This is a genomic window from Thioclava sp. F42-5, from assembly GCF_002213195.1.
GTDB lineage: Bacteria > Pseudomonadota > Alphaproteobacteria > Rhodobacterales > Rhodobacteraceae > Thioclava > Thioclava nitratireducens.
Genome location: NZ_NBNZ01000002.1, coordinates 681,517 through 708,383, shown reverse-complemented (window position 1 = coordinate 708,383; position 26,867 = coordinate 681,517). Strand labels below are relative to the sequence as shown.

Annotated in this window: 29 protein-coding genes and 1 riboswitch; of the genes, 10 read left to right on the top strand and 19 right to left on the bottom strand. The window is 66.2% G+C overall.

Annotated features, from left to right (window positions below):
- The first annotated feature begins 17 nt into the window (after window positions 1-17).
- From B6V74_RS08705 to B6V74_RS08695, 3 genes are all read left to right on the top strand, one after another.
- A complete protein-coding gene (locus B6V74_RS08705) occupies window positions 18-818 on the top strand; it encodes a cytochrome c1 (protein WP_075775701.1) in 801 nt (266 codons plus the stop codon).
- Between the two features lie 77 nt (window positions 819-895).
- Window positions 896-1,243 (top strand): antibiotic biosynthesis monooxygenase, encoded by a 348-nt coding sequence (locus tag B6V74_RS08700; RefSeq protein ID WP_088722544.1) that lies wholly within the window; start codon window positions 896-898, stop codon window positions 1,241-1,243.
- A 91-nt stretch (window positions 1,244-1,334) separates the two neighbouring features.
- On the top strand, window positions 1,335-2,117 hold the full coding sequence (locus tag B6V74_RS08695; RefSeq protein ID WP_075775703.1) for an NYN domain-containing protein: 783 nt from the start codon (window positions 1,335-1,337) through the stop codon (window positions 2,115-2,117).
- Between the two features lie 21 nt (window positions 2,118-2,138).
- On the opposite strand, the gene B6V74_RS08690 is transcribed toward B6V74_RS08695, so the two are convergent.
- The 5 genes from B6V74_RS08690 to B6V74_RS08670 form a co-directional block, all read right to left on the bottom strand.
- Entirely contained in the window at window positions 2,139-2,759 is a 621-nt protein-coding gene (locus B6V74_RS08690) for a TetR/AcrR family transcriptional regulator (RefSeq protein WP_075775704.1), read from the bottom strand.
- Between the two features lie 230 nt (window positions 2,760-2,989).
- Window positions 2,990-4,090, bottom strand: coding sequence for a chorismate synthase (gene aroC, locus B6V74_RS08685; protein ID WP_088722543.1), 1,101 nt, complete (start codon window positions 4,088-4,090; stop codon window positions 2,990-2,992).
- A gap of 107 nt (window positions 4,091-4,197) precedes the next feature.
- Window positions 4,198-4,545: a DUF2794 domain-containing protein gene (locus B6V74_RS08680; protein ID WP_088722542.1), complete on the bottom strand. Its 348-nt coding sequence runs from the start codon at window positions 4,543-4,545 to the stop codon at window positions 4,198-4,200.
- 286 nt (window positions 4,546-4,831) lie between these two features.
- Entirely contained in the window at window positions 4,832-5,134 is a 303-nt protein-coding gene (locus B6V74_RS19210) for an I78 family peptidase inhibitor (protein WP_088722541.1), read from the bottom strand.
- A 5-nt stretch (window positions 5,135-5,139) separates the two neighbouring features.
- Complete coding sequence (locus B6V74_RS08670; protein ID WP_088722540.1) at window positions 5,140-5,508, bottom strand: I78 family peptidase inhibitor; 369 nt, start codon at window positions 5,506-5,508, stop codon at window positions 5,140-5,142.
- Window positions 5,509-5,581: 73 nt separating this feature from the next.
- Here B6V74_RS08670 and B6V74_RS08665 point away from each other — a divergent pair, with 73 nt between their 5' ends.
- Entirely contained in the window at window positions 5,582-6,712 is a 1,131-nt protein-coding gene (locus B6V74_RS08665) for an S-(hydroxymethyl)glutathione dehydrogenase/class III alcohol dehydrogenase (protein WP_075775709.1), read from the top strand.
- A gap of 70 nt (window positions 6,713-6,782) precedes the next feature.
- Here B6V74_RS08665 and B6V74_RS08660 read toward each other — a convergent pair whose 3' ends face one another.
- The 3 genes from B6V74_RS08660 to thiB are packed head-to-tail and all read right to left on the bottom strand — an operon-like array spanning window position 6,783 to window position 9,992.
- On the bottom strand, window positions 6,783-7,478 hold the full coding sequence (locus tag B6V74_RS08660) for an ATP-binding cassette domain-containing protein (RefSeq protein ID WP_088722539.1): 696 nt from the start codon (window positions 7,476-7,478) through the stop codon (window positions 6,783-6,785).
- On the bottom strand, window positions 7,462-9,024 hold the full coding sequence (locus B6V74_RS08655) for a thiamine/thiamine pyrophosphate ABC transporter permease ThiP (protein WP_088722538.1): 1,563 nt from the start codon (window positions 9,022-9,024) through the stop codon (window positions 7,462-7,464). Before B6V74_RS08655 ends, B6V74_RS08660 begins: the two co-directional genes overlap by 17 nt.
- Complete coding sequence (gene thiB / locus B6V74_RS08650) at window positions 9,000-9,992, bottom strand: thiamine ABC transporter substrate binding subunit (RefSeq protein WP_088722537.1); 993 nt, start codon at window positions 9,990-9,992, stop codon at window positions 9,000-9,002. The genes B6V74_RS08655 and thiB overlap by 25 nt, the downstream gene beginning before the upstream one ends.
- Window positions 9,993-10,028: 36 nt before the next feature.
- Window positions 10,029-10,133, bottom strand: a riboswitch (TPP riboswitch).
- A 173-nt stretch (window positions 10,134-10,306) separates the two neighbouring features.
- Between thiB and B6V74_RS08645 the strand changes: the two genes are divergently transcribed.
- Complete coding sequence (locus tag B6V74_RS08645) at window positions 10,307-11,908, top strand: DUF4139 domain-containing protein (RefSeq protein ID WP_168184198.1); 1,602 nt, start codon at window positions 10,307-10,309, stop codon at window positions 11,906-11,908.
- A 31-nt stretch (window positions 11,909-11,939) separates the two neighbouring features.
- Here B6V74_RS08645 and B6V74_RS08640 read toward each other — a convergent pair whose 3' ends face one another.
- Window positions 11,940-12,569 (bottom strand): hypothetical protein, encoded by a 630-nt coding sequence (locus B6V74_RS08640; protein ID WP_088722535.1) that lies wholly within the window; start codon window positions 12,567-12,569, stop codon window positions 11,940-11,942.
- A 200-nt stretch (window positions 12,570-12,769) separates the two neighbouring features.
- The gene (locus B6V74_RS08635; protein ID WP_088722534.1) at window positions 12,770-13,420 is read right to left on the bottom strand and encodes a carbonic anhydrase; all 651 of its coding nucleotides are present in this window, start codon (window positions 13,418-13,420) and stop codon (window positions 12,770-12,772) included.
- Window positions 13,421-13,587: 167 nt separating this feature from the next.
- On the opposite strand from B6V74_RS08635, the gene B6V74_RS08630 reads away from it, so the two are divergent.
- The 3 genes from B6V74_RS08630 (at window position 13,588) to B6V74_RS08620 (ending at window position 16,305) form a co-directional block, all read left to right on the top strand.
- Window positions 13,588-13,968, top strand: a complete 381-nt coding sequence (locus B6V74_RS08630) for a hypothetical protein (protein ID WP_146694533.1) — start codon at window positions 13,588-13,590, stop codon at window positions 13,966-13,968.
- A gap of 85 nt (window positions 13,969-14,053) precedes the next feature.
- Window positions 14,054-15,478 carry a leucyl aminopeptidase family protein gene (locus tag B6V74_RS08625; protein WP_240497076.1) on the top strand — a complete coding sequence of 475 codons (1,425 nt, stop codon included), beginning with the start codon at window positions 14,054-14,056 and terminating at the stop codon, window positions 15,476-15,478.
- On the top strand, window positions 15,475-16,305 hold the full coding sequence (locus B6V74_RS08620) for a C40 family peptidase (protein ID WP_088722532.1): 831 nt from the start codon (window positions 15,475-15,477) through the stop codon (window positions 16,303-16,305). Before B6V74_RS08625 ends, B6V74_RS08620 begins: the two co-directional genes overlap by 4 nt.
- Window positions 16,306-16,540: 235 nt before the next feature.
- Here the strand turns inward: B6V74_RS08620 and B6V74_RS08615 are convergent, their stop codons facing one another.
- The 3 genes from B6V74_RS08615 to B6V74_RS08605 all read right to left on the bottom strand — a co-directional run bounded on the left by B6V74_RS08615 (window position 16,541) and on the right by B6V74_RS08605 (window position 19,453).
- Window positions 16,541-17,563 (bottom strand): aspartate-semialdehyde dehydrogenase, encoded by a 1,023-nt coding sequence (locus tag B6V74_RS08615; protein ID WP_075775716.1) that lies wholly within the window; start codon window positions 17,561-17,563, stop codon window positions 16,541-16,543.
- Between the two features lie 75 nt (window positions 17,564-17,638).
- Window positions 17,639-18,253 carry a glycosyltransferase family 29 protein gene (locus B6V74_RS08610; RefSeq protein WP_088722531.1) on the bottom strand — a complete coding sequence of 205 codons (615 nt, stop codon included), beginning with the start codon at window positions 18,251-18,253 and terminating at the stop codon, window positions 17,639-17,641.
- 9 nt (window positions 18,254-18,262) lie between these two features.
- The gene (locus B6V74_RS08605; protein WP_088722530.1) at window positions 18,263-19,453 is read right to left on the bottom strand and encodes an MFS transporter; all 1,191 of its coding nucleotides are present in this window, start codon (window positions 19,451-19,453) and stop codon (window positions 18,263-18,265) included.
- Between the two features lie 152 nt (window positions 19,454-19,605).
- Here B6V74_RS08605 and B6V74_RS08600 point away from each other — a divergent pair, with 152 nt between their 5' ends.
- A complete protein-coding gene (locus B6V74_RS08600) occupies window positions 19,606-19,947 on the top strand; it encodes a LysR family transcriptional regulator (protein ID WP_233243161.1) in 342 nt (113 codons plus the stop codon).
- A gap of 98 nt (window positions 19,948-20,045) precedes the next feature.
- On the top strand, window positions 20,046-20,510 hold the full coding sequence (locus B6V74_RS08595) for a hypothetical protein (RefSeq protein WP_088722529.1): 465 nt from the start codon (window positions 20,046-20,048) through the stop codon (window positions 20,508-20,510).
- Between the two features lie 69 nt (window positions 20,511-20,579).
- Here B6V74_RS08595 and B6V74_RS08590 read toward each other — a convergent pair whose 3' ends face one another.
- From B6V74_RS08590 to B6V74_RS08565, 6 genes are all read right to left on the bottom strand, one after another.
- Window positions 20,580-21,044, bottom strand: a complete 465-nt coding sequence (locus B6V74_RS08590) for an Hsp20 family protein (RefSeq protein ID WP_075775721.1) — start codon at window positions 21,042-21,044, stop codon at window positions 20,580-20,582.
- A gap of 152 nt (window positions 21,045-21,196) precedes the next feature.
- A complete protein-coding gene (locus B6V74_RS08585; protein WP_240497075.1) occupies window positions 21,197-22,078 on the bottom strand; it encodes a serine protease in 882 nt (293 codons plus the stop codon).
- Between the two features lie 5 nt (window positions 22,079-22,083).
- Complete coding sequence (locus tag B6V74_RS08580; protein ID WP_088720136.1) at window positions 22,084-22,881, bottom strand: S1 family peptidase; 798 nt, start codon at window positions 22,879-22,881, stop codon at window positions 22,084-22,086.
- A gap of 69 nt (window positions 22,882-22,950) precedes the next feature.
- The gene (glcF, locus tag B6V74_RS08575) at window positions 22,951-24,228 is read right to left on the bottom strand and encodes a glycolate oxidase subunit GlcF (RefSeq protein WP_088722528.1); all 1,278 of its coding nucleotides are present in this window, start codon (window positions 24,226-24,228) and stop codon (window positions 22,951-22,953) included.
- Window positions 24,228-25,307, bottom strand: a complete 1,080-nt coding sequence (locus tag B6V74_RS08570; RefSeq protein ID WP_088722527.1) for an FAD-binding protein — start codon at window positions 25,305-25,307, stop codon at window positions 24,228-24,230. Before B6V74_RS08570 ends, glcF begins: the two co-directional genes overlap by 1 nt.
- Before the next feature lie 74 nt (window positions 25,308-25,381).
- Entirely contained in the window at window positions 25,382-26,815 is a 1,434-nt protein-coding gene (locus tag B6V74_RS08565; RefSeq protein ID WP_075775726.1) for an FAD-linked oxidase C-terminal domain-containing protein, read from the bottom strand.
- Window positions 26,816-26,867 lie beyond the last annotated feature (52 nt).

The following is a 26,867-nucleotide window of genomic DNA, read 5'->3' as shown; positions in this document are numbered from 1 at the left end:
AGGAAGAGGGACACAAAATGAAACATCTTCTGATCTCTGCCCTCTCGGCGCTGGTGATCGGGGCGAGCACCCTGGTGAACCCGGCGGTGGCGGCCGAAGGCGGCCATATCGAGGATATCAGCTTCTCCTTCGAGGGCCCCTTCGGGACCTTCGACCAGCAGCAGCTGCGTCGCGGCTTCCAGGTCTACCGCGAGGTCTGCTCGGCCTGCCACGGGCTGCGCTACGTCGCGTTCCGCACGCTGGCGGATCAGGGCGGCCCGATGATGGACCCGGCTTGGGTGCGTGCCTACGCGGCCGAGTTCACCGTGATGGACAAGGAAACCGGCGAAGAGCGCCCCGGCAAGGAGACGGACCACTTCCCGTTCATCTCCGGCATGGGCATGGGTCCGGACCTGTCGCTGATGGCGAAAGCGCGCGCGGGCTTCCACGGCCCCTACGGCCTCGGCATCAACCAGTTCTTCCGCGGCATCGGTGGCCCCGAATACATCCACGCGGTGCTCACCGGCTTCACCGGCGAGGAAAAGGAAGAAGCGGGCTCGATCTTCTACGAGAACCACGCCTTCCCGGGTGGCTGGATCGCGATGCCCCCTCCGCTCTCGGAAGACCTCATCGAGTATGAGGACGGCACGCCCGCAACCGTCGACCAGATGGCCCGGGACGTCTCCGCATTCCTGATGTGGACGGCCGAACCGAAGCTGGAATCGCGCAAGCGCTGGGGCTTCGTGGCGGTGATGATGCTGATCGTGCTGAGCACGCTGCTTTACCTGACCAACAAGAAGCTCTGGGCGCCCCACAAGGGTAAGCAGTTCGATCTGTAAGCCTGGGTCCGACCTGCTAGACTGATGAACGCCCCCTCGCCCGCGAGGGGGCGTTTTCCATTTCCCGGAGCCGCCCGATGTCTATCCCGCCGCCAGGCTTTGCGCCGCTGCCCGACCCGCCCTATTACGCGGTGATCTTCGCCTCTCTCCGCGGTGCACCCGACGACGCATATGGCGCGATGGCCGCGGAGATGGCCGCGCTTGCCGCCCAGCAGCCCGGCTATCTCGGGGTGGAAAGCGCACGCGACGGGACAGGCTTCGGCCTCACCGTCAGCTACTGGGCCGACGAGACCGCTCTGATTGCGTGGAAGGCGGTGGCGAAGCACCAGCTCGCCCAACGCCTCGGCAAGGATCGCTGGTATCTCCACTACGCGCTGCGCGTCGCCAAGGTCGAACGCCAGTATTACGGTCCGGAGGGGCGCTGAACCGCGCCTGCCGCTGACGCCGCGCAATGCGGTTGCACTCTTGGATGTCGGGGGCAAGCGGGCTATCTGGAAGGGGACACGAGGAGTAACAATGCCCGACATTTCCGACCTGCCGCATATCAGCCCCGCCTCCCGCGCCCCGCGTCTGTGCGTGCTGATCGACGCCGATAACGTGCCCGCCGGATATGCCGAAGCGATCTTCGAAGAGATCGCCTCGCTCGGCGAAGCCTCGGTGCGCCGGATCTACGGCGACTGGTCGGCGCAGCGCCTCGCGGGCTGGGCCAAGCGCGTCGCCGAACTCGGCCTCGTCGCGGATCAGCAATTTGCCAATACCAAGGGGAAGAACGCCTCCGATATCGGCCTCGTCATCGCGGCGATGGATTTCCTGCATTCCGACCTGTTCGATGGTTTCGTGCTGGTCTCCTCGGACAGCGACTTCACCCGCCTCGCCGCTCGCATCCGCGAACAGGGGCTCGATGTCTACGGCATCGGCGAGCAGAAGACCCCCGAAGCCTTCCGCAAGGCCTGTAAACGCTTCATCTATGTCGAGAACCTCGGCAATGGCGAGAGCACCGCGGAGACCGCGACCAAGCCCGCCTCGGACAAGACCAGCGCCGCCGCCCCGAAATCCTCGAGTGGCAAGCAGGAGCCGAAGGCCGCGATCCCGATCATTGTCAACGCGATGAAGGCGATCGGTCTGGAAGAGGAATGGTATTCGCTGGGCCAGCTCGGTCAGTTCATCACGCAGGCAAACCCGGATTTCGACACCCGCACCTATGGCAGCGCGAAACTTTCCGATCTGCTGATCAAGACCGGCCGCTTCCAGCTGCAGCGCGGCGAAGGCAATCAGTGGATGGTGCGCGATCTGGCCTGATCGGGCCAGATCGGTCCGCGCTCAGGTGGGGACGCCGTAGCGCGCAAGGAACATCGCGACCGCGCCGCGGATCACGCGCTCTTTCTCTTCACGGCTGAAGCTGTCGCAAATCCCGAACAGCAGCTTCGGATGCAGTTCCGACTTGCACAGCTCGATGAACAGATAAGCGGCGAGGTCGATATCGTCGATCACCAGCTCGCCCCGCTCCACCGCGCAGCGCAGGTAATCCATCAGCAATTCGTGCACCAGCGCCGGCCCCGCCGCGTAAAAGGCGCGGCCAAGCTCGGGGAACCGCTCGGATTCGGAAACGCAGAGCCGGTAGAGCCCTTCGTTCATCTTGCAGCTCATCGACTCGACGATCTGCGACGCGGCAAGCGAAAGCACCACTTCGGGGGCTGCGCCGAAATCGATCGTGGCGACGGCGCTGTCCGTCTGCTCTTTCAGTTGCGAGCGCACGACTTCGACGAACATCAGCCGTTTGTCCGGGAAATAGCTGTAGAGCGTGGCTTTCGACACGCCCGCTTCCTTGGCGATATCGTCGACCGAGGCCCCGTCGAACCCGTCGCGCAGAAAGATCGTGCGCGCGCCTTCGAGCACCTGGTCGAATTTGCGTCCGCGATTGATCTGATCTGCCTGCGACATCTGTCCTCCGGTTCCGGGAAACGACCCCCAGGGTCCGCAGAATAAACCGCGCGGTTTATATCCCGCAAGGTCGCACAACGTCACGTCATGGCGGCACGCGCGCGGCAATCCGCTAAAGCGCCCGCCCTGTTTCGGCTTGGCACCAAATATCCCGGGGGGCTCCGCAGGAGCGGGGGCAGAGCCCCTCTTTCCTCGGTCATCTCGCCTTCCGTCGACGGGGGCGGCGCCCCTCAGCCGATCGTGCCGCGAATACCGCCGGTCTGCGCCCGGTCCATCAGGAACTGGTCAAGGATCACGCAAGCCATCATCGCCTCGGCCACCGGTACCGCGCGGATGCCGACGCAGGGATCGTGGCGGCCCTTGGTGATCACCTCCACCTCTTCGCCCGCGACATTGACCGAGCGACGCGGCGTCAGGATCGACGAGGTCGGCTTGACCGCGAAGCGCACCGTGATCGGCTGGCCGGTGGTGATCCCGCCCAAGATACCGCCCGCGCGGTTCGAAAGATATTCGACACCATCGGCGCCCATCACCATCTCGTCGGCATTCTCCACGCCAGTCAGCGCCGCCGCGGCCATGCCCTCGCCGATCTCGACGCCCTTGACCGCGTTGATCGACATCATCGCGGCGGCCAGCTCGGTATCCATCTTGGCGTAGATCGGCGCGCCCAGCCCCGCCGGGCAGCCCTCGGCCACCACCTCGATCGCAGCGCCCACCGAATTCTGGCCCTTGCGGATCGCCGCGAGGTAATCGGCCCATTCATCCACTGCTTCGGCGTCGGGCAGGAAGAACGGGTTCTGCAGGATCGCGTTGCGGTCGAACTTCGCGCGATCGAGATGTTTCGCGCCCATCTGCACCATGTAGCCGTAGATCTGCAGATCGGGGATCAACTGGCGAAGCGCGGCCTGCGCCACACCGCCAGCCGCCACCCGCGCCGCCGTCTCGCGCGCGCTCGAGCGCCCGCCGCCGCGATAGTCGCGGATACCGTATTTCTGGTGATAGGTGATATCGGCATGGCCGGGGCGGAACTGCCGCGCGATCTCGCCATAATCCTTCGAGCGCTGATCGGTATTCTCGATCATCAGCTGGATCGTCGTGCCGGTCGTCTTGCCCTCGAACACGCCCGAGAGGATACGCACCGCGTCAGGCTCCTTGCGCTGGGTCGTCTCCTTCGACTGGCCCGGACGGCGACGGTCGAGGAATTGCTGGATGAACGCCTCGTCGATCTCGATGCCGGGCGGGCAGCCATCCACCGTCGCGCCAAGCGCAGGCCCGTGGCTTTCGCCCCAGGTGGTGACGCGGAACTGATGACCGAAAGTGTTGAACGACATGGGACGCGCGCCTCGCAGGTTTCCTTCGGCGCTGGCTTAGCAAGTCGGGGGCTGCGAGGCAACGTGCATGGCAGTGGGGCGACACTCTCTCAAAGCGCTTAGCGCCCCTACTCCACCGCGCGGATCAGCTTGCGCTCGAGCACGCGCAGCACCTGGCGCAGCTCATGGCCGCGCCGCAGCACCTGCCCCTGCTGACCGATCACCGCATATTGCCCCTGTTTCGCACGCAGCGCGGGCCGTTTCTCGATCCGGTAGATCGGCACTTCGGCGGCGCGGCGAAAGATCGAGAAAACCGCGACATCGCGCAAGAAGCTCATCCCGTAATCGCGCCACTCCCCGGCCGCGACGGCGCGCCCGTAAAGTGACAGGATCACGCCAAGCTCGGAGCGGTCGAAAGCGATCTGCTCCGGTGCGCCGGAAGGGTTCGGATAGGGGGAAGGCGTTTGAACCGTCATTTACAAAGGGTACATCGCGCGCGGCGCAAATCAAGCCCACCCGCGCTAAGGTTGAACGCGCCTTCGCCGCGCCGGATTATGACCTAGAAAAAGCCTGATTTCCTGCGCCTTCCTGCCGGGTTTCATCGACATCCTGTAGTCAGCGGAAAACGCTAAAGCCCGACGGTGCGGTTAACAGCCCCCACCCAGTACGTATCGTCGGGCGCTTTTCCCTCCTGCAGAAAAAGCCCCGCGTCCTGGTCAGACACGGGGCTCTTTCATGTGCAGAGCACCAGCGGCCCCCTGCCTAGTAGCAGCGCACCGCGTCGATCGTGCCGTTCTCGTCGATCTCGAAATTCACCCGGCCGGGGGCGTAATCCATCGTCACCGCATCGCCCGGATGAATGATGCGATGCGGCCGCGCGAGATCGAGCGCCGCCAGCACGGTTTCAGGCCGCCCTTGGAGCGCCGCGAGCCCGGGCGGCGGACAGGTTCCCGCGCCGGGCGGGCCCGACCGAGGCGGCGAAACGCGGGGTTGGCAGGCCGCCAACCCGAACGCTGCGACCCCTAACGTGACAATGAGCCCGATCCGCGCCCTGCCGCGCTCCATCAGGCTCACCCGCAATCGATGTTGTAGACGTTCCCGCGCGAGTCGAGACGAAACACGACGCGCTGCGGGTTGTAGACCTGATCCTCGACGCCGCGCCATTCGACGATGCGATAGGGTTTGGTAATCCCGAGCGTCCGGATCTGCGCCGCCGGCTGACCCAGAACCGAGGTATATTTCACCGCCCCGCAAGTGTCGGGCTCACGCTCCTGCAAACCGCCCTTCGTGACGCTCACCGGGGGGGTGACATAGGGCGCGGACGCATAGGGCTGGGGCGCGGGGTATGCCCCACCGGTGGGTGTCTCGCTCATCGGACCGGCGGGGTCGCAGGCCGCAAGCGCCAGCATCGACCCCATGACGAAAAATCGTTTCAACATGTCGCACCCTTCATTGCATTGGCCGCGCCGATAACGCAGGCTCTCTCCGAATTTATACAAGGAGTATGCGCTTATGAGAACCCGTGCCGCAGTCGCGCTCGAAGCGGGAAAACCGCTCGAAATCATGGAAGTGGAACTGGACGGCCCGAAAGCAGGCGAAGTGCTCGTCGAAATCAAGGCGACCGGTATCTGCCACACGGACGAATTCACCCGCTCTGGCGCCGATCCCGAAGGCATCTTCCCGACCATCCTCGGCCATGAGGGCGCGGGCGTCGTGCTCGAAGTCGGCGAAGGTGTCACCACGCTGAAGCCGGGCGACCACGTGATCCCGCTCTACACGCCGGAATGTCGCGAATGCCCGTCCTGCCTGTCGGGCAAGACGAACCTCTGCACCGCGATCCGCAACACGCAAGGTCAGGGCCTGATGCCGGACGGCACGACGCGCTTCAAGATGCTCGATGGCACGCCGATCTATCACTACATGGGCTGCTCGACCTTCGCGAACCACACCGTGATGCCCGAGATCGCGCTCGCCAAGGTCCGCGACGACGCGCCGTTCGACAAGATTTGCTATATCGGCTGCGGCGTCACCACCGGCATCGGCGCGGTAATCAACACTGCAGGCGTCGAGATCGGCTCGACCGCCGCCGTCTTCGGCCTCGGCGGGATCGGTCTGAACGTGATCCAGGGCCTGCGCATGGCGGGTGCCGATATGATCATCGGCGTCGATCTGAACGACGCGAAAGAGGACATGGCGCGCAAGTTCGGCATGACCCATTTCGTGAATCCCTCCAAGCTCGACCACTCGGTCACGCAGGAAATCATCAACCTGACCAAGACCGAGCGCGACCAGATCGGCGGCGTGGATTACTCCTTCGACGCAACCGGCAACGTGAAGGTCATGCGCGACGCACTCGAGTGCTCGCATCGCGGCTGGGGCGTCTCGGTCATCATCGGCGTCGCACCCGCGGGCGCGGAAATCTCCACCCGCCCGTTCCAGCTCGTCACGGGCCGGACATGGAAAGGCACCGCTTTCGGCGGCGCCAAGGGCCGCACCGATGTGCCGAAATTCGTCGAATGGTACATGAACGACAAGATCGAGATCGACTCGATGATCACCCACACTATGCCGCTCGAAGACATCAACAAGGCCTTCGATCTGATGCATGCGGGCGAGTCGATCCGCTCGGTCGTAATCTACTGACCCCAAGGCCGGGGGCGCTGCCCCCGCCCCCCCCCGGGGATATTCGCGCCAGCGAAGAGGGGCAGAGCCCCTACTCTCCTAGATAGTCCCGTAGCACGGGCGGCGGATCGTCGAGAAGCGGCCCGGTCGCTTGCGGCGCATGGGCGCGGCCCTCGGCCACCAGAACCGTCTGCGGGCAGAGCGCACGCGCATCCTCGGGATCGTGGCTGACCATCAGGACCGTCGTGCCCTGTTCGCGGGCGATCTCGGCCACCAGAGCCAGCATCTCGGATTTCAGCGCCGGGCCAAGGGCTGCGAAAGGCTCATCCAGCAGCAGGATCGGGCGACCGCGGAGCAACGTCCGTGCCAGGCCCGCGCGGCTTTGTTGCCCACCCGACAGCGCGCCGGGTTTGCGTTTCTCCATCCCTTCGAGCCCGACGCGGGCCAGCGCCGTCTCGATCCGGGCGCGATCGGTGGCGTCGATCTTGCCTTTCGGGTTCAACCCGAGCGCGAGGTTGGTCTCCAGCCGCAGATGCGGGAAGAGGTTCTGATCCTGAAACAGGATCGAGAGCGGACGCTCGCCGGGCGGCGCCGCGGTGATGTCCTCGCCGCACCAGAGCACCCGCCCCCGGGTGGGCCCAAGAAACCCCGCAAGTACCGAGAGCAGCGTCGACTTGCCCGCCCCCGAGGGCCCGATCAGCGCGACCCGCGCGCCGGCCAGGATCGTGAAATCGGCTTCGAGGCGGAAATCGCCCTGTTCGATCAGAAGCTTATCGAGGGTCAGCATAATGCCCCGCGCGGTCGAGCGCCCAGAAGAGCGCGAAAGTGAGGATCAGCAGCAGGCTCGCAGCGCCCGCCGCCTGATCCATGCGATAAGAGCCCATGAGCTGGAAAAGCGCCAGCGGAAGGGTGCGGGTCTGGCCATCCGAGAACAGCGTGATGACGCCCAGATCGCCCATCGAGAAGGCCGCGGCCAGCCCCGCCGAGAACCCCAGCGGCCGGGCAAGGCGCGGAACCGTCAGCAGACGAAGCCGGGCAATGCCGCGCAGCCCGAGCGAGGCGGCGAGCCGGTCGTAATCGGCCTGCAGCGTGCGGATCTCGGGCATCAGGATGCGGGTCGCAAAAGGCACCGATAGCGCGGCGTTGGTCAGCAGCACCATTGGCAGCGCGAGGCTCGTCGGGTTCACGAAGGGCCGCGCGATCAGGAAGGCGCCGGTGCCCATCACGAGGCTCGACGCTGTCATCGGCAGCATCGCCGCGATCTCCGCCCAGCGCTGCCGGGTCGCCACCAGTGCGAGCGGCAGGGCGATGGCGAGCGTCACAACCGTGGAGAGCAGCGCGATCACCAAAGAGGTCAGCGTCGCGGGCCAGACCATCTCGGGCAGGTTGGCCACCGCCGGGATGCCCCGGGCGAAAACGGTGCCGATGGGAAGCAGCAGGAAGGCGCTTGCGAGCCCGATCGCGAGCGCGTCGAAGAGCGCACGCCCTATCCCGCCGGACAGCTGCGGGATCGGCGCGGCGCGGCGGTCATGCCCCGCGCCGAAACTCGACGGCAGGGTGGCGCGCGCCGCGATCAGCAGCGCCGCGACCGAGATCGCGACCTGCACCAGCGCAAGGCTCGCCGCGCGGCCCATGTCGAAATCGAAGCGGAAGGCCTGATAGATCGCCAGCTCCACCGTGGTCGCGCGCGGCCCGCCGCCAAGGGTCAGGGCCACCGCGAAGGACGTCAGGCAGACGAGGAAGATCGCGAGGAAAGCACCGGGCAACACGCTGCGCAGCATCGGACGTTCAAGGTGACGCGTGACCTCCGCAGGGCCGAAGCCGAGGGTCGCGGCAAGGCGAAACCGCTCGGCCGGGATCGCCTCCCAGCCGTGCAGGATCATCCGGGTCGCAAGCGGCAGGTTGAAGAAAACATGGGCCACGATGACGCCCTGCGCGCCGTAGATCGAAATCGGATCGATGCCGAGCGGGGCGAGGGCCGCATTGACCAGCCCGCGCCGCCCGAAGACCGCGATCAGCCCGAAGACCGCGACGATCACCGGCAGGATGAAGGGAGCCCCCAGGAGCGAAATCAGCAGTCCGCGCCCGGCGAAGCGGCGGCGATGCAGCGCACGGGCGACCGGCACCGCCAGCGCGCAGGAGATCAGCGCCGAGGCCGCCGCCTGCCAGAGCGTGAAGCGGATCGCGGCGAGATCGGTTTCGCGCAAGCCGGTCAGCCCGCCTGCCCGGAGCGCCACTGCCGCCAAAGTGCCAAGGACAAGCGCGGCCAAAGCCGCACCCGCCAGCACCGCCCAGATGGGCGTGCCTCTTATCTGGAGAAGGCGCGTTGCCATTCGTCCAGCGCCGGACCGCGCAGTTTCTCGGCCTCGGCCTCACCCAGATAGAGCGTCTTGTCGGGCATCGGGAGTTTCTGGAACACTTCCGGCAGCTGATCGTGGGGCAGTTTCGCCGGGAAGGACCAGTTCGCCGTCGCGATCATGCCTTGGAAATCGGGGCTCAGCACGTAATCCATGAATTTCTGCGCCAGCTCGGGATGTTTCGAGGTCTTGAGCTGCGCGACCAGTTCGGGGGTGAAGTAATGCCCCTCGGGGAAGATCGCGGCGGCCTTGGAGTCGTCGTCCTCGGCCATGATGTGATAGGCGGGCGAGGTGACGTAGCTGAGCACCATATCCGCCTCGCCGTCGGTGAACATCCCGTAGGCCTCGGACCAGCCCGGGGTCACGGTCAGCACCTTGGGCGCGATCTTCGTCCACGCCTCTTCGGCCTTGTCGCCGTAGATGTCCTTCACCCAGAGCAGCAACGACAGACCCGCGACCGAACTGCGCGGATCCTCGATGACGATCTTGTAGGCGTCGTCGGGCGCATCCAGCAGGTCCTGGAAGCTCGTGGGCGGGTTCTTCAGCTTGGTCTTGTCATAGACGAAGGCCAGTTCAGACCAGTCGAAGGGCAGAAAGATCGAATCGTCCCATTTGACCGGCATGGTCAGGTCGGACGTGTCCTCGTTATGCGGGGCGAACAGGCCCGTGGCGCGCGCCTTCGCGGTCACGTCGGTGTTCAGACCGATCGCGACATCGGCGGAGGTCTTGTCGCCTTCGAGCAGGATGCGCGGCAACACATCGCCCGCCACGAATTTCAGATCGCAATCGCAGGTCGCCTCGAACCCCTTCTCGATCGCGGGACCGGGGCCCCATTCGCTCGTGAAATAATCAGGCGCATAGACGGTGAGCACGGGCTTGTCCTCGGCCGCCGCCATCGTGGCGATCAGGCTCAGGGCTCCCGCAAGCATCAGGTGGGTTTTCATGCCTCACTCCTTGGGCTTGCCGGGCGGAGTGGGGCCGGACTATCCGGCTACCTTCCCTCCGCCGGTCTTAACCGGTTCAGGTTCAACGGGTTCGCGTGGATCGCATCTCAGCCGGATCATCCGGCACCCCGAGGTAGGGCGCAACCTATGCGCGCGGGGCTTCGGACGCAAGGGCAAGCAGTCGTAGCCCCCCGACGCCTAGCACGAACGCTCTGGCGAGTTCCCGCCAGTGACGACCCGCGCCGGATTTCAATGGCTTGCAACTGCGCGCAGGCCGACGCAGGCTCGATCCGGAACGGATGTGGGAGGAACCGATGCGCATCACCCTGACGGCGGCCCTTATGGCCGCGACCGCCCTGCCCGCCTTGGCCGACACGATCGAGGCACCGGGCAAGATCACGGCCGTGACGCTCTTTCCGCAGGGCGCGCAGGTGGTGCGGCAGGTGGAGGTGAAGGCGCCCGAGGGCAGCCATGACCTGCTGGTTCCGGGGTTTCCCGAAGGCACCGACATCTCGACGCTGCGGGTGTCGGGTGACGGTGTGCAGATCGGCGCGGTGAGCCTGATCTCAGGGCGCGCGCCGGCGACCAGCGGAACCGAAAGCGCAGCGGTGAAGGCTGCGCGTGACCGGCTAGCCTCTGCAAAGGAAGCCCTTGCGGAAAAGGAAGACGCGGTGGCCGTGATCCGCGCCAAGGCGCAGGCCGCGCGCGACCAGATCACATATCTCAAGAACACCGACTCGCAGGTCACCGCGCCCGAACAGCTGCGCGCGCTGGCGCAGATGGTGGAGGATCAGATTCTCTCGGCCACCGAACGCGCAATCGCCGCCGAAGCGGAAGCGCGCCGCGCGGAAGCCGCGCTCGACCCCGCGAAAGAGGCGGTGAAACAGGCGCGAGCGGCGCTCGATGCGCTGCTGAACCCGGCGAAAGATCGAGAGATGCTCAGCGCGAAGGTGCAGGGCTCGGGCACGCTGACGATCACCTCTTACGTTAACAATGCCGGGTGGCAGCCCTCCTATGATCTGCGGCTCGACCGCGACAAGGGCGCGGTGGATATGGAGCGCTTCGTCTCGGTCCATCAGGCCACCGGCGAGGACTGGCGTAACGTCGACCTGACGCTCTCGACCGCTCGCCCCGGCGGGCGCGCAGAGCCGGGCGAAGTCTATCCGCGCCTCGCGCACATCGGCGACCCGGATGCGCCGCCCGCACCGGTGCCGATGAAGCGCTCCCTCGCGGCATCGGATGGCGCCGCCGCGCCGATGGCGGAAGCAGCGATCAGCGACCGCGCCGATCTTCAGATGCAGGGCGAAACGGTGACCTACCATTACCCGAGCGCGGTCGATCTGCGCGACGGGTTCGACGATCTCCGCCTGAGCCTCGATTCCAAGACCCTCCCGATGGAGGTCTTCGCCGAAGCCGCCCCGCTGACCGATCCGCAGGCCTATCGCGTGGCCGAGGGCAAGAACGGGACCGGCGAGATCCTGTTGCCCGGCCCCGCGAACCTCTATGCCGATGGCGCGCTGGTCGGCCAGTCGCATCTGCCGATGGTGGCGGCAGGGGATGACCTGACGCTGGGCTTCGGGCCGATCGAGGGCATTCGCGTGGACCGCCGCATGCCCGACACGATGGAGGGCGATAGCGGCTTCATTTCCAAGTCGAACGAGCGCCGCGAAGTCGTCGAGATCGAGGTGAAGAACCTGACGGACAAAGGCTGGCCGATGCGGGTGATCGACCGGGTACCCTATTCCGAACAGGAAGACCTGAAAATCACCACCAAGGCGACCCCGCCCGCGAGCGAGACCGATTACGACCATCGCCGCGGCGTACTCGCATGGCGCTTCGATCTGGGCGCGGACGAGACCAAGACGATCCGCACCGAGACCACGCTGAGTTGGCCCACCGACAAGGTGCTGCGCTAGGTCAGCGTAACGCAAAGGCCTCCGCGCGCGATCAGGCTGCGTTTCGCGGGTTCGCCGCAGCCCGCAGTTTCGCGAGCAACGCTGGCGACAGGCGCAGGAACCCGCGCGCGGGCGGTTCGGCCTTCGCCGCCTCGGAGGGATGCGTCTCTGCACCGCCGGTCTTTTCGGTCGCCTTGGACGCCTTCTCCTCCGGCACGGCTTGCGCCCCCGCCGCCTGCGCCGCGGCATACTCGGCGGCGGCAGCCTGTGCCGTCACCGTTTCCGCCGCGCCCTGCCCAGACCTCGCGCCGACGATCTTGGTGCGCCCGCCATCGTCCCCCGGAAACGGCGCGGCGAAGCGCAGCACCAACTCCGTCAGGCTCGGCCCGATCTCGTCGAGCAGCAACAGGAAGCGGTTCGTCGGCCAGGCATGCAGACCCAGCGCGCCCCCGCCCGCAAGCCGCAGCACGAAGCCCGCATCCCGCAGCCGATGTTGCAGATCGAACCAATCGCGCGCCTGATCCAGCGCCGCTTGCACCGCCGCCATTTCCGGCAGCGGCTCTTTCGTGGTGGGGGGGGCGGAGGTTGGCTCCTCCGGCAGCCCCTCCTGCAGGACGCGCCGGATCAGCTCTGCCGGAGGCAGGCCGAACGCGCGCGCCTCCGCCGCAATGCGATCGATCATATCGAGCGGCAGCCGCAGGGAGACGAGACGATGCTGGCAATGCGGTCGGGATGCAGGTGACATGTCGGGTCAAAGCTCGTTGGCGTGGGCGGGGCACCCGCAGCCTCGCGCATCAAGCTTAACAGCCCGTGAATGCCAATTGGTTTTCCCCAAGGCGGAGCAATCGACCTCGCGAAGGGGGTCAACGAATTTGCAAAGCCTCAGAGCCTCTCGAACCGATCCGAGCCGGAGACGTATTGCTCGAGCGTACCCTCGCCGATGTCGTGGCGCAGCCCGTGCAGCGTCATCCGATCGGCGTCGAGCGCTTCGCGCACGAAGGGGAAAGTCATCAGGTTCTCGAGGCTGACTTTCACGGCCTCACGCTCGAGCGCCAGCACCTGCTGATCCTCGGGCAGGTCGGTGACGCGCTCGTAGCCCGGACGCAAAAGGTTCAGCCAGGTGCCGACGAAAGAGCTTTTCTCCTCCAGTTCCGGCGCATGCCCCGAACACATCGCGTGGCAGCCCGCGATGCCGCCGCAATTGCTGTGGCCCAACACGATCAGATGCGCGACCTTCAGGCTGGTCACGGCATATTCGACCGCCGCCGACGTGCCATGGTGATCGCCATCGGGCGTGAATTCCGGCACGAGGTTCGCGATATTGCGGTGGATGAAGAACTCACCCTGATCGGCACCGAACATCGAGGTGACATGCACGCGACTGTCGCAGCAGGCGATGATCATCGAGCGCGGACGCTGCCCTTCGGAGGCGAGACGGCGATACCAGGCGCGGTTCTCGTCATACGCAGTCGCGTGCCATCCTTGGTAACGGTTCACAAGGTAGCTCGGCAGCGGCTTCACATGCTCTCTCATCGGTCCCCCGGTGTTTTTGGGTCTGGTGTCTCGCGTCTTATCGCAGCGTCAAATACCGCGATGCAGGCCGGGTTACGAGAGGTTTCTCCGCGTCGCTCAATGAAATCTTGAGACCTGTCGGCCATATTGCCGCCCGGGTGATGGCGAAATCAAAGGGGAGTGTCGTGGTGACACAGGTGTCTCGTTTGCGTTGCAAGGAACGGATGTCGCTGGATACGACGCGGCTATCGGTGCTCTACGTGGAGCTGGGACAGGTCGATGCGGAGCGGGTCATCTGCGCCACGGTCGAGGATCTCGCCCTGCAACTCGCCGCCTTGGAAGAAGCCGCGAAATCGCGCCAACGCGCCAAGATGCGGTGCGCAATCGTCAAGGTGATCGACCTCTCGGAACATGTGGGTCTGGTGTCGATGGTGCGCACCGCGCGCGACCTGTCCGAGTGTATCGCGACCGGCGATGCGGTGGCGCAGGCGGCGGTAATGGCGCGGCTGGCCCGGATCGCGGAACGATCTCTTACCGAGGTCTGGGACATCGGCGACCTGTCCTCCTGAAGTGCGCGCAATCGGGCCTTGCGGGCAGGCGCCGCGGCGCTAGGCTCTGGGGCGAAGAAACCACCAGAGCCAAGGAGCCGCCCCCATGAGCGCAGACGCACCCGCAGATTTTTCCTTTCTCGCCCCGCGCCCGGCAATGCGCTTCGCCGAAGCCGACGCGCCTGCCCGCGCACTGATCGCCGTCGCGCCCGAGGATATGGAGCAGGCTCTGGCCGATCTGCCGCCCGCGCAGCGCGCCTTCGTCGAGGCAACGGGGTTCAAGGCGAAGGCGGGCCAGGTCGCACTTCTGCAGGGGGCGGACGGCGCGGAGGCGGCACTGCTGGGCCTCGGGACCGCGGCGGCACGGGCAAGAGAGCGGTTCTCGCTGGCGCGCGCGGCGTCGACCCTTCCCGAAGGCGCGTGGCGGATCGAGGGCGATTTGCCGGAATCTTTGAAGGCAGAGACGGCGCTCGGCTGGCTGCTCGCAGGTTATCGGTTCGACCGCTACGCCGAAGCCGCAGCGCCGAAAGCGCGGCTGGTTTGCCCGGACGGGGTGGATGCTGCGCAGATCGAGGCCGTCGCCGAGGGCGAGGCTTTTACTCGTGACCTGATCAACACCCCCGCCTCCGACATGGGACCGGAGGAACTGGAGGGCGCGGCGCGCCTGCTGGCCGACCGCCACGGCGCTGAGGTCAAGGTCGTGAAGGGCGACGACCTTCTGACGCAGAACTTCCCTATGATCCACGCCGTCGGCCGCGCCTCGCCGCGCACGCCGCGGCTGATCGAGCTGAGTTGGGGCAGCGAAGGGCCGGCGTTGACGCTGGTCGGCAAAGGCGTCTGTTTCGACACCGGGGGGCTGAACCTGAAGCCCGGCGCCTCGATGGGGCTGATGAAGAAGGATATGGGCGGCTCGGCCACCGTACTGGGGCTCGCGCATATGATCATGGCGACCGGCGCGAAGATGCGCCTGCGGGTGCTGGTCCCGGCGGTCGAGAACTCGGTCGGCGGCGACAGTTTCCGCCCCGGCGACATCCTGACCAGCCGCAAGGGGCTGACCGTCGAGATCAACAATACCGATGCCGAGGGACGGCTGGTGCTGGCCGATGCGCTGGCCTATGCCGATGAAACCCCACCCGACCTGATGGTCTGCATGGCAACGTTGACGGGGGCTGCGCGGGTCGCACTTGGGCCGGACATTCACCCGTTCTACACCGATGACGAGGGCGTCGCGCAGGCTTTGGCGAAGGCCTCGGGGGCGGTGGCCGATCCGCTCTGGCGGATGCCGTTCTGGGCGCCCTACGAGGCGAAGATCGAACCCGGCATCGCCGATCTGGATAACGCGCCCTCGGGCGGCATGGCGGGCTCGATCACCGCGGCACTCTTCCTGCGCCGCTTCGTGACCGAGACCAAGCGCTTCGCCCATTTCGACATCTACGGCTGGCAGCCCGCGGCCGCCCCCGCCCGGCCGAAAGGCGGCGTCGGTCAGGGCGCGCGGGCGATCTTCGCGGCTCTGCCCGAGGTGCTGAAATGACCGACCGTCGCCGCCTGCCCTTTTCAGGTGCTTTCGCGCTGGAGGCGCTGCGAGGACAGGTCGAGGCCGAGGGTTTCACCCACGGGATGCCCGCGCGGATCATCGTACCCGTGACCGATCTCTGCCCCGAGCCCGGCAGCCTGCGCGACCGACAGCTTCTTTTCGGAGCCGAGGTGACGGTGATCGATCAGCGCGACGGCTTCGCCTTCGTGCAGGCGGCATGGGACGGCTATTGCGGTTGGATTGCCGCTGACGCCTTCGCCACGCCCGAGCCCGCCACGCATGTCGTCACCGCGCCCGCCACGCATGTCTATCGCGAGGCGGCGATCAAGCGCGGCGAAGTGATGCAGCTCTCGATGGGCGCGCGGCTGGCGGTGACGGGGGAAACCGGCATGTTCGCGGTGACCGCCGAGGGCTTCGTTCCGCGGCAGCATCTGCGCGCGCTCGATCGGCCCGGGGACGATCCCGTCGCAGTGGCCGAGCGACTGCTGGGCACGCCCTATCTCTGGGGCGGCAACAGCCGTGCGGGGATCGACTGTTCGGGGCTGGTGCAGATCGGCTTCGCGCTGTGCGGGCAATCCGTGCCGGGCGACAGCGATCTTCAATGGGCGGAGATGGGCGAGACCGTGCCCGAAGGTGCGCCCCTGCGACGTGGTGACCTGCTGTTCTGGAAAGGCCATGTCGCGCTCGCCTGCGATGGCGAGACGATGATCCATGCCAACGGCCAAACGATGAGCGTGGCCTATGAGAGCATCGAGGCCGCCAAGGCACGTATCGCGGCAGCGGGCGAAGGGCCGTATCTCGGGGTTAAGCGGGTCGCGCGGTAAGGCTTTGTAGCGCGGGGCGACCAGCCCGGGCCGCGCCCGACCCTCCCCCGGGAGGGCGCATTGGCGATGGCCTCGCGGGCACAAGCGACATTCGGGCTTGCGAGATCAAGCGCCCAGCCACAGGCGGAGCAAAGCGCCCGCCCGAGGCTCGGGCGCGTCCCTCATCGCTTTGCCTCAAACGAAAAACGCCCGATCTTCCGACCGGGCGTTTCCCAAATTCAAAAAGGCCGAACGCTCAGCCCTTCTTGAGCACGCGCTTGCCCAGCGTCTCGGCGATCTGCACCGCGTTAAGCGCCGCGCCCTTGCGCAGGTTGTCCGACACGCACCAGATGTTCAGGCCGTTCTCGATGGTCGAGTCCTGACGGATGCGCGAGATGAAGGTGGCGAAATCGCCGACGCATTCGACGGGGGTGATGTAGCCGCCATCTTCGCGCTTGTCGACGACCATGATGCCGGGCGCCTCACGCAGGATGTCACGTGCTTCGTCCTCATCGAGGAACTCTTCGAACTCGATGTTGATCGCCTCCGAGTGGCCCACGAAGACCGGCACGCGCACGCAGGTCGCGGTCAGCTTGATCGCAGGATCGACGATCTTCTTCGTCTCGGCGACCATCTTCCACTCTTCCTTGGTGGACCCGTCATCGAGGAACACGTCGATATGCGGGATCACGTTGAACGCGATCTGCTTGGGGTAGACCTTCGGCTCCACTTCCTGACCCGGCACATACATGCCTTTGGTCTGGTCCCAAAGCTCGTCGATCGCCTCTTTGCCCGAGCCCGACACCGACTGGTAGGTCGAGACCACGACGCGCTTGATCTTGGCGCGGTCATGCAGCGGCTTGAGCGCCACGACCATCTGCGCGGTCGAGCAGTTCGGGTTCGCGATGATGTTTTTCTTCGCGTAACCGTCCACGGCTTCCGGGTTCACCTCCGGCACGACCAGCGGCACGTCCGGGTCGTAGCGGTAGAGCGACGAGTTATCGATCACGATACAGCCCTGCTTGGCGGCGATCGGCGCGTATTTCTTCGTGGCGTCCGAGCCGATCGCGAAGAGCGCGATGTCATAGCCGGTGAAGTCGAACCCTTCGATGTCTTTGGTCTTCAGGGTCTGATCGCCAAAGCTGACCTCTGTGCCGAGGCTCCGGCGCGACGCGAGCGGCACCAGTTCATCGACCGGGAACTGACGCTCGGCCAGGATGTTCAGCATTTCGCGGCCCACGTTCCCCGTGGCGCCCGCAACGACGACTTTATAGCCCATGAGGACCTCCTTGCTCCAATAGAACGCGGCTTACTACCGCTTTACGTCAGGAAATGAAAGGGGCTCGACGCGCAGTCAGTTCCGAATGATGCGCGGATCGGAGGCAAGAAGCCCGCCGACCATCTCCGCTTCCGCGACGAAATCATGGGGCACCTTGTCGGCCGAGCGCCGCCCCGACAGAGATAGCGAGGCGAAGAAATCGAACCCGTATAGATCGAGCCGCGCCAGATCAGAGCGCGCGAGCATGTCGATCAGCATCGCTCCGGTCGTGGGCTGCGCGCCGAGCTTGGCCTTCAGCCCCTCGTAATCGTTGAGCGGATGCAGGTAGAAACCGGGGCTGGTCGCCGTTTTCCAGTCCAGCCGCTTGCGCTTGTGGCTCATCCAAAGGATGCGTGACGGCGCGATGCGGGCGCGCTCGGCTTCGGGCAGCGAGGTCGCGAGCGCCAGCCAGTCTGTGCGCTTGCCGTGGCTCTGCGCCGACGGCATCGGCGCGCGGTTGATCCGGATCACCACGTCATGCGCGTCGATCTCCGCCCCCGCCTGTCCCTCGGCCAGCGCGCGGGCATTGCCGACAAGCGCGACGGTTTTGCCGGCAAGGTCGTCCAGCAACGCCTTTTGCGAGACGGAGAGCGCGGCCAGCGGGGCCTCGCGCCGCAACGTTCGACTGATCAGAAATCCGAGCCGGGTCATGCGATGGGTTTAGCTCAAGCCATCGCCGCTGTCGCGGGCGAAAACGTAGAACGCCAGCCCGATCACCAGCGGTGCAAGGAAGAACGCGAACAGCAGCCCATAGGCCACGGCGGGCGTGTGCCCCACCGATACCACATCGAAAACGGGCCGCGAGGCGAATTGCATCCCAGCCACGCCCATGATCGAGAACATGTTGTGCAGCGTCACCCCCCGTCCCGTCAGATGCGGCGGATAGAAGGTGCGGCCATGCGCCATGATCACCGGAAAGGACGCGCCGAAGAAGCCGATCGCGGCCAGTAGAACCGTCGCCAGCCACAGCGACTGTCCCGGCAACACGAAGAGCATCGCCAAGGCCACGGCCAGCACCGCATTACCGTAAAGCGCGACGCGCTTGTGGCTGCCGAAAATCTTGTCGGCCGGACCATAGGCGAAATTGCCCGCGATCATCGCGAGGCCCATCACCAGCGTCACCCGGCCGATCAGATTCGCATCCGCTCCGAAGACATCAGCCAGATAGGAGCCCGCCCAGACGCCACGAATCCCGGCAGCGGCGGTGTAATTCGCGACCGTCAGCGGCAGCAGCACCCAGAAGCCCGGCAGGCGCAGCACGTCGAGCGCGGTGCCGCGACGGCCTGCCGGCTGCTCCACCCGCTCGGGATCGCGCGCGAGCCACAGGATCAACGCCGCCACCAGCAGCGTCAGCGCCGAGAGCGCCCAAAGCGTCGGACGCCAGCCGAAAGCCTCGATGGAGGCCGCCAGCGGGGCCGCGCCCGCGAGATTGCCAAGGCTGCCAGCCCCGATCATCGAGGCCGCGAGCGTGCCGAACAGCGCCGGCTTGAAACTGCGTGCGAAGATGAAATAGCTGCCCACCAGCACAGGCGCGCAGCCCGCCCCGATCAGGATCATCGCGAGGTGGATGCCCATCGGCCCCTGCGCCATAGCGAAGACGGCGGCGCCCCCACCCCCGCCAAGCGCCATCAGCACGCCCACGGTGCGGCGCGGCCCGATCCGGTCCAGCGCCTCGCCGATGGGAATCTGGATCAGCGCGAAGGCCCCGTACCAAAGCCCCAGAGACACGGCGAGATCGCCCGGCGTCACGCCGATCTCCTTGCCCAGAACGGGCGTCAGAACGGCCAAGCAGGTGCGGTAGAACTGGCTCAGAAGATAGGCGCCCACAAGCGAGGCGATCGAGATATACATGCGGGGGCTCCTTCGCGCGCACGCTCGCCCAAGGCGCGGGCAATGGCAAGAGCACATGCCCCTGTGCATTCGCGCCCCCGCCCCCTTGTCTTGGCCCGGGCACAGGCTCAGGATAAACGCCGCACGACGTGACGAGCCCGAGAGATGCCAGAATGGAACTGACCCGCCTGATGATGCGCCTCTATTTCGACAAGGCGATGCTGGGCCCCGGCAAGGTCCGGCTGCTCGAAGAGATCGCCGAACACGGCTCGATCTCGGCGGCGGGCCGCGCGATGAAGATGAGCTACAAACGCGCTTGGTCGCTCGTCGAAGAGATGAACGCCGGATTCAAGGAACCGCTGGTGGATCGCTCGCGCGGCGGCGCGAAGGGCGGTGGTGCCTCGCTCACCCCCGAGGGCGAAGCGGTCCTCGCAGCCTACCGCCGGTTGGAACAGAAAGCCCGCGACGCTGGCGCCGAGGAGATCGCGCTGATCGGCGCAATGGTCGCTGATTGAGGCCGCGGCGGGCCTTGCGCCGGATCAATGCGGATGGGTCCTCAGTCCGCGCATCCTGCTGAGAGCTGCCGGAAACGGCCCAGTCACGGACCAGAACCATGAGCGATTTTTCGACGAAGACCGCCGCGCGCGTTACCGCCCTTGGTCTCGCAGCCGCGCTCGCGGCCTGTATGCCGGGCGGTGTCTCGGACGCCCAGACGCTTGCCGCCAAGGTGGAGACCCGGCGCGCCTATGACCTCGCGACGGTGGACGGCAAGGCACCCACCCGCGCGATCCGCTTCTATATCGGGGAGAATTCGCGCTTCGCCGTCTGCGGTCATTGTCTTTGCGTGACCGGGGTGATGTTCGCCCCCTACCCCGCGCTTGGCATCCGGCCGACCTCGGCCTCGCCCACGTTCGCCTGCGAGCAGGAGACGCCGGAATTCAAGGCCGATGCGGGCCTCGCGCAGCTGTTCTTCGACATGAAGCAGGCGCAGGTTGATGGTTCGGCCGTTATTTTCACCGGCAGCGGCGACCATGTGATGGTGTTCAGGCGCGGTGGCGAGGACCTAACTCCACCCTGACGATCCCGGACAGCAAAAAGCGCGGGAGTTTCCCCCCGCGCCCGTCATTTTTCAACGATGGCAGATGCCTCAGGCGTCGACCGTCTCGACCTGCTTGGCCTCGGACTTGGTCGGGCCCGCAATCTCGATCCGGCGCGGTTTAAGCGCCTCGGGCACTTCACGGACGAGATCGAGGTGGAGCATCCCATCCTCATGGGTGGCTCCGGTGACCTTGACATGATCGGCCAGCGCGAAGCGGCGCTCAAAGGCACGGGTCGCGATGCCACGATGCAGATAGGTGCGACCGGAATCGTCCTCGGCCTTGCGACCGGTCACGATCAGCGCGCCCTCTCTGAGTTCGACACTCAGCTCATCCGAACCGAAGCCCGCGACGGCGATCGAGATGCGATAGGCATTCTCGTCAGTCTTCTCGATATTGTAGGGCGGATAGGTCGGCTGCGCGAGATCGCTGGTCAGCGCACGGTCCATCAGATCAGCCACGCGGTCGAAGCCCACGGTGGCGCGGTAAAGGGGCGAAAGATCAAAGCTTCGCATATCATCATCCTCTCTTGAGCGATGGTTATGAAACCCGCCCCTTGCGGGGCCGGGCAGTTAGGCGCCAGAACCCTCATCAGGCATTCCGGCACTCATAAATTTGGGAAATCTCTCGCGACGTTTCAAGAGGGGCGCCGCTTCGGGCCAAGCCCTTAGGGACGCAGGAATTTCGCGCCGGTTGTGCGCCCGCCAGACAGTATACGCGGCTGGCCCTGCCCGGGCTCCGTGCGACGGATCTGCGGCGCGGCGGAGACGCTGGGGGAGGCAGCGCGGATCACGCCGCGCCCGCTGCGCAGCGCGGATTTCAACTGCGCGACGATCGCGGGCAATTCCATCCCGTAGGCGCGCGAGACGCCATTCCTGCGCGAGCCCGAGGAAACCAGCGACACGATCTGCGCCCGCCCGCCAGCAGCAAGCCCCGAGCGGTCGAAGACCGGCGCACCCGAGGAGCCGTGATCGACATCGCAATCGAAGCCGATCAGCCCCTTGGCCCGCCCGAACACGCGGCAGGCCTTTTGCCACGACAGCGCATCGGCCCGGCCCTGCGCATAAGATACCACCGACACTTCCGCCCCCGCGGCGGGCACGTCGCCGACGCGAAAAGGCGCGGCGATCGACGTCGGGATCGGCGCGGAGAGCTGTAAAAGCGCGACGTCGTGGCGCACGGTGTCGATCGAGAGCGGCACGAACGGGTTATAGTCCGGATCGGCGACCATCGCGACGACCGGGCGCGCGGCCACCTCCGCCCCGTCGGTTTGCGCGGCTGCAAAACCCAACGTCGCGGGATCGCGCGGCCCCTGCGCGCGTCGGTCGTAGATGCAATGGCCAGCGGTCAGCACCAGATCGGGTGCGATCAGCACGCCGGTGCAATAGCCCTCGGCCCCGATGGTGACCTTGCCCACCGCCTCCCAGCCGAAGAGATCCGCGCGTTGCGACAGGCGATCGAGCGCGGAGTTGCGCGCCTCCTGCGCCTCGCCCATGCCGCCAAGCAGTGCCAGAGCGATCACGCCGAAGATGACCCGCTTCACGCCCATCGCGCTCAGTTCGCCTTGATGAACTTGGCCCCGCCCGCGCGAATTTCGCGGGTAGTGGCGACGTTGTCGCGGCTCTCGATGGCCTGCCGCAGATCGGCGACCCCATTGGCCAGCGCCCCGATCGAGACCGGGCGCGTGCCCATCTCGGCCTTGGCTGAGACCACCGAGACGATCTCGGGGCGGCCGTTGGCGAAGCTGAAGACCGGCGAGCCCGAGGCCCCGAAATCGGCCGAGCAACTCATCACGACCGTCGCGCCTGCGCGCTCCAGCACCGAGCAGTTTCGTTGCAGCGACGGTGCCTCCGAGCGGCCCTGCGCATAGGAGAGCACGCCGACCTCCTCGCCACGATAAGGCGCGCTGCGCGACACTTCGAAGGGCTGAAGCTGTGGCAGGCGGATCGGCTGGGCGAGCTTGATCAGCGCCAGATCGAATTCCGAACGCTTCACGCCGACCGGCCCGCCATAGTGATAGGAGGGATGCAGCACCGCGCGCGACACCTTGCGATAGGCTTCGGCGCGGCCGTTGCGCCAACCCGCGAGGAACTCGATCTCCCGCGCGTCTATCAGCGCACCGCTGCGCTTGTCATAGAGGCAATGCCCCGCCGTCAGCACCAGATCAGGCGCGATCAGCGTGCCGGTGCAAAAGCTGCCATGACCCAGATCGAGCCGCCCGACCGCCTGCCAGCCGCGCGTATCGTCGCCGGTTTCCAGCGCGCGCAAGGGCGTCGCATGGGTGATCGTCTCGGCCCGCGCAAGCACAGGAACGGCCGTCAGACAGGCAAGAGCGAGAGCAAGAAGGCGCATCGGGGCTCCGAAGATTGCGGGGCGTTTCGTCCTGCTTAGCGCCCCGATGCGGCCAGATTGTGGCGTGGATCACGCTTGCGCAAGCGCGGGTGGCTTCGGCCCGCCCGTGGCCCAATCCAAAAGTTCGACAGTGTGGACAACGGGCACCTCCGTGCCGCCGCCGATCTGCACCATGCAACCGATATTGCCCGCCGCGATCACCTCCGGCTGCTTCGCCTCGAGCGTCGCCACCTTGCGCTTCTTAAGCTCGTCGGAAATCTCCGGCTGCAGCAGGTTGTAGGTGCCCGCCGAGCCGCAGCACAGATGGCTATCGGCGGGCTCGACCACCTCGAAGCCGGCGCGTTTCAGAAGATCCTTCGGCGCGGATTTGATCTGCTGACCGTGCTGGAGCGAACAGGCCGCGTGATAGGCGACTCGCATCCCGCCCTTGCCCTCGGGCAGACCGATGTTCACGAGGAATTCCGAGATGTCGCAGGCGAGCCCAGCCACCTTCGCCGCATCCTCGGCGATCGGATCGTTGCGGAAGATATGCCCGTAATCCTTCACCGTAGTGCCGCAGCCCGACGTATTGATGATCACCGCATCCAGATCGCCCTCGCTCAGATAGGCACGGATATTGTGCGCGGCCTGCGCATGGCTCTCTTTCTCGCGGCCCATGTGATGCGACAGCGCCCCACAGCAGCCAAGGTTCTTCGGTATCACCACCTCGCAGCCCAACCGCCGCAGCAGCCGGATCGTCGCGTCGTTGATATCGGTGTTGAGCGCCCGCTGCGCGCAGCCGATCTGCAGCGCCACGCGGTATTTCTTCTCGCCCATAGGCGCGAAAACCTGAGCGTCATCGTTGCGGCTGACCGGCGGGATGGTTTTCGGCGCCATGCCCACCATCGCGCGCAGGCGCTTGTCGGGCAGCAGCCCCGCGAAGGGCTTCGCCAACTTCGCGCCGCCCATCGCAAGACGGAAGCGGCCCGGATAGGGCACGATCTTCGCCAGCGTCCAGCGCAGCAGCCGGTCCATCATCGGGCGCTTGTAGGTCTTCTCCACATGGGCACGCGCATGGTCGATCAGATGCATGTAATGCACGCCCGAGGGGCAAGTCGTCATGCAGGCCAGGCAGCTCAGGCAACGATCGAGATGCTTGACCGTCTTCTCATCCGCGGGCCGGTCATTCTCCAGCATGTCCTTGATCAGGTAGATGCGCCCGCGCGGACTGTCCAACTCGTCGCCCAACACCTGATAGGAGGGGCAGGTCGCAGTGCAGAACCCGCAATGGACGCAGGCGCGCAGGATCTCGCTGGAGCGCGCGACGCCGGGATCTTTCAGCTGTTCGGGCGAAAAATTCGTCTGCATCAGCCCATCCTTCCGGGGTTCAGAATACCTTTGGGGTCGAATTGCGCCCGCAGCGCGGTGGTGAGCGTGGCGATCGGCGCGGGTTCGGGCTCGAAGGTCACGCCCGCCGCGCCGCGCATGCAGGTCGCATGGCCGGTATAGGGCGCGGCCAGCGCACGGCCATCGCTGCCTTCCGGCAGAAGCGCCCAGATCAGCCCGCCGCCCCAGTCGAGCAGCACCTCGCCGCCGAGCCTTGCCACGATGTCAGACGCCTCCGAAGGCTTCACCGAGAGCCGCCACAGATCGCCGTCCTTGCCGATAAACGGCTCCAGATCGCGCAGGCTTTGCCAGATCGCGGCCGAGCCCTCTTCCTCGACCCGAACCGGGCCGAACGGCTCCATCAGTCTGCGCAACTGTTCCGCCCGGTAGGCGACGGATTCGGCGAGACCTTCGACCCGGACCACCGCGCCGGTGCCGGGCAACCAGCCCGCACCGGACACGTCGAAGGGCGAACCAAGCGCCGCCGCCAGCGCAACTTGCGCGGCCCCTGCCGGAAGGTCGATCACCACCGTCGCCTGAGACGGCGCGGCGGGCAGCAGCTTGAAAGCCACCTCGCTCATCACGCCGAGCGTGCCCCAGCTTCCCGCCATCAGCTTCACCAGATCGTAGCCGGTGACGTTCTTCATCACCCGGCCACCGTTTTTCACGATCTGCCCGCGCCCGTCGACGAAACGCGTGCCGATCAGACTGTCGCGACAGGCCCCGGCCTGCACCCGGCGCGGCCCCGAGACGTTCGCCGCCACGACACCGCCTACGGTGCTCTGACCGCGCACGCCCAGGACCGGGCCCCAATTCGCTGGTTCGAAGGGCAGACGTTGACCCTCGGCGGCAATCGCGGCCTCCACCTCGGCGAGGGGCGTTCCGGCGCCGACGACCAGCGTCAGCGCGCCCGGCTCATAGAGCGTGATGCCCGAAATCCCGACTTCCAGCGGCTCGCCCAGACAACGTCCAACCGGCCGCGTGCCGCCTCCACGCACCGCCAGCGCGCCACCCGCATCCCGGACGGCCTCGGCCAGCTGCGCCTCGCTTTCAACTCTCATGAAATCTGCCTTCCTCTTGGCAAAAATATCCCGGGGGCTCGCGTCAGCGAGAGGGGCAGCGCCCCTCTCCTTTTTCAGCTCGCACGGCGGCTCGCGCTCGCACCGAGCGGGAACACCTTCGCCGGGTTCAAAAGCCATTTCGGATCGAACACGTCCTTCACCCGCATCTGCGCTTCCAGATCGGCGGGTTCGAACTGCACATCCATCAGGTCGCGCTTCTCGATGCCCACGCCATGCTCGCCGGTCAGGCAGCCGCCCGCCTCGACGCAGAGCTTCAGGATCTCCGCGCCCAGCTTTTCGCATTGCTCCTGCTGGCCCGGCTCGTTGGCGTTATACAGGATCAGCGGGTGCATATTGCCGTCGCCCGCGTGGAAGACGTTTGCGACGTCGAGCCCGAAATCCTTCGACAACTCGCCGATCCGGCGCAGCACGAAGGGCAGTTCCGAGACCGGGATCGTCCCGTCGAGGCACATGTAATCGTTGATCTGCCCCATCGCACCGAAAGCCGATTTCCGGCCCAGCCAGATCCGCGCGGCCTCGTCGGCCGATTGCGCCTCGCGGAACTCGACCGGCTCGTGACGGGTCGCGATCTGGCGGATCATGCCGATCTGCTCGTCGATCTCGGCTTCCGAGCCCTCGCATTCGACGATCAGCAGCGCCTCGCAATCGGGATAGCCCGCATGGCAGAAGGCTTCGGTCGCGCGAATGCAGGGGCGGTCCATGAACTCGATCGCGACGGGCAGGATGCCCGCCTTGATGATATCGGCGACGCAGGCGCCCGCGACCTCGTTCGAGTTGAATCCGATCAGCACGGGGCGTGCGCCTTCGGGTTTCGGCAGGATCTTAAGCGTGGCTTCGGTCACGACGCCCAATTGCCCCTCCGAGCCGCAGATCAGCCCCAGCAGATCGAGCCCGCCCGCATCCAGATACGGTCCGCCGATCTCGACCACCTCGCCCTCCATCGTGACCAGCGTCACGCCGAGGAGGTTATTCGTCGTCACCCCGTATTTCAGGCAATGCGCGCCGCCGGAATTCATCGCGATATTGCCCGAGATCGCGCAGGCGAGCTGCGAGGACGGATCGGGCGCGTAGAACCAGCCATCGCTTTCCACCGCCCCGGTCACCGAAAGGTTCGTCCGTCCCGCCTCGACCCGGATGAAGCGGTTGGTGTAATCGGTCTCCAGAACGGCATTCATCCGCGCGAGCCCCAGCACCACCGAATCCGCCTGCGGCATCGACCCGCCCGCAAGCGAGGTGCCCGCGCCGCGCGGCACCACCGGCACGCCCAGTTCGTGACAGGCCTTCAGCGCCGCCGCGACCTCCGCCGTCGAGCGCGGCAGCACCACGCCCAGCGGCTGGCAGCGATAGGCCGAAAGCGCATCGCATTCATAGGCGCGCGTCTCGCTGGGGTCGTCGATCACCGCATCCGCGGGCAGAACCTCGCGCAGGCGGGCGATGATCTGCGGCTTGCGCGCCAGCAGATCCTCCTTCGGCTTGGGCATTTCCATGGCAAACTCCTCCCGGTTGGTCAGAAAATATAACCAATAAGCCCCGGTGACA

Excerpts from the sequence above, each read along its gene's own strand:
- B6V74_RS08665 (WP_075775709.1), top strand. The coding sequence starts at position 5,582 with ATGAGAACCCGTGCCGCAGTCGCGCTCGAAGCGGGAAAACCGCTCGAA.
- B6V74_RS08585 (WP_240497075.1), bottom strand. The coding sequence starts at position 22,078 with ATGGGCGTGAAGCGGGTCATCTTCGGCGTGATCGCTCTGGCACTGCTT.
- B6V74_RS08610 (WP_088722531.1), bottom strand. The coding sequence starts at position 18,253 with ATGACCCGGCTCGGATTTCTGATCAGTCGAACGTTGCGGCGCGAGGCC.
- B6V74_RS08640 (WP_088722535.1), bottom strand. The coding sequence starts at position 12,569 with ATGATCGATCGCATTGCGGCGGAGGCGCGCGCGTTCGGCCTGCCTCCG.
- B6V74_RS08660 (WP_088722539.1), bottom strand. The coding sequence starts at position 7,478 with ATGCTGACCCTCGATAAGCTTCTGATCGAACAGGGCGATTTCCGCCTC.
- B6V74_RS08565 (WP_075775726.1), bottom strand. The coding sequence starts at position 26,815 with ATGGAAATGCCCAAGCCGAAGGAGGATCTGCTGGCGCGCAAGCCGCAG.
- B6V74_RS08705 (WP_075775701.1), top strand. The coding sequence starts at position 18 with ATGAAACATCTTCTGATCTCTGCCCTCTCGGCGCTGGTGATCGGGGCG.
- B6V74_RS08625 (WP_240497076.1), top strand. The coding sequence starts at position 14,054 with ATGAGCGCAGACGCACCCGCAGATTTTTCCTTTCTCGCCCCGCGCCCG.
- B6V74_RS08615 (WP_075775716.1), bottom strand. The coding sequence starts at position 17,563 with ATGGGCTATAAAGTCGTCGTTGCGGGCGCCACGGGGAACGTGGGCCGC.
- B6V74_RS08580 (WP_088720136.1), bottom strand. The coding sequence starts at position 22,881 with ATGCGCCTTCTTGCTCTCGCTCTTGCCTGTCTGACGGCCGTTCCTGTG.
- B6V74_RS08690 (WP_075775704.1), bottom strand. The coding sequence starts at position 2,759 with ATGTCGCAGGCAGATCAGATCAATCGCGGACGCAAATTCGACCAGGTG.
- B6V74_RS08670 (WP_088722540.1), bottom strand. The coding sequence starts at position 5,508 with ATGTTGAAACGATTTTTCGTCATGGGGTCGATGCTGGCGCTTGCGGCC.
- B6V74_RS08655 (WP_088722538.1), bottom strand. The coding sequence starts at position 9,024 with ATGGCAACGCGCCTTCTCCAGATAAGAGGCACGCCCATCTGGGCGGTG.
- glcF (WP_088722528.1), bottom strand. The coding sequence starts at position 24,228 with ATGCAGACGAATTTTTCGCCCGAACAGCTGAAAGATCCCGGCGTCGCG.
- B6V74_RS08590 (WP_075775721.1), bottom strand. The coding sequence starts at position 21,044 with ATGCGAAGCTTTGATCTTTCGCCCCTTTACCGCGCCACCGTGGGCTTC.
- B6V74_RS08645 (WP_168184198.1), top strand. The coding sequence starts at position 10,307 with ATGCGCATCACCCTGACGGCGGCCCTTATGGCCGCGACCGCCCTGCCC.
- B6V74_RS08700 (WP_088722544.1), top strand. The coding sequence starts at position 896 with ATGTCTATCCCGCCGCCAGGCTTTGCGCCGCTGCCCGACCCGCCCTAT.
- B6V74_RS08635 (WP_088722534.1), bottom strand. The coding sequence starts at position 13,420 with ATGAGAGAGCATGTGAAGCCGCTGCCGAGCTACCTTGTGAACCGTTAC.
- B6V74_RS08570 (WP_088722527.1), bottom strand. The coding sequence starts at position 25,307 with ATGAGAGTTGAAAGCGAGGCGCAGCTGGCCGAGGCCGTCCGGGATGCG.
- B6V74_RS08605 (WP_088722530.1), bottom strand. The coding sequence starts at position 19,453 with ATGTATATCTCGATCGCCTCGCTTGTGGGCGCCTATCTTCTGAGCCAG.
- B6V74_RS08620 (WP_088722532.1), top strand. The coding sequence starts at position 15,475 with ATGACCGACCGTCGCCGCCTGCCCTTTTCAGGTGCTTTCGCGCTGGAG.
- B6V74_RS19210 (WP_088722541.1), bottom strand. The coding sequence starts at position 5,134 with ATGGAGCGCGGCAGGGCGCGGATCGGGCTCATTGTCACGTTAGGGGTC.
- B6V74_RS08595 (WP_088722529.1), top strand. The coding sequence starts at position 20,046 with ATGAGCGATTTTTCGACGAAGACCGCCGCGCGCGTTACCGCCCTTGGT.
- B6V74_RS08600 (WP_233243161.1), top strand. The coding sequence starts at position 19,606 with ATGGAACTGACCCGCCTGATGATGCGCCTCTATTTCGACAAGGCGATG.
- B6V74_RS08695 (WP_075775703.1), top strand. The coding sequence starts at position 1,335 with ATGCCCGACATTTCCGACCTGCCGCATATCAGCCCCGCCTCCCGCGCC.
- aroC (WP_088722543.1), bottom strand. The coding sequence starts at position 4,090 with ATGTCGTTCAACACTTTCGGTCATCAGTTCCGCGTCACCACCTGGGGC.
- B6V74_RS08680 (WP_088722542.1), bottom strand. The coding sequence starts at position 4,545 with ATGACGGTTCAAACGCCTTCCCCCTATCCGAACCCTTCCGGCGCACCG.
- thiB (WP_088722537.1), bottom strand. The coding sequence starts at position 9,992 with ATGAAAACCCACCTGATGCTTGCGGGAGCCCTGAGCCTGATCGCCACG.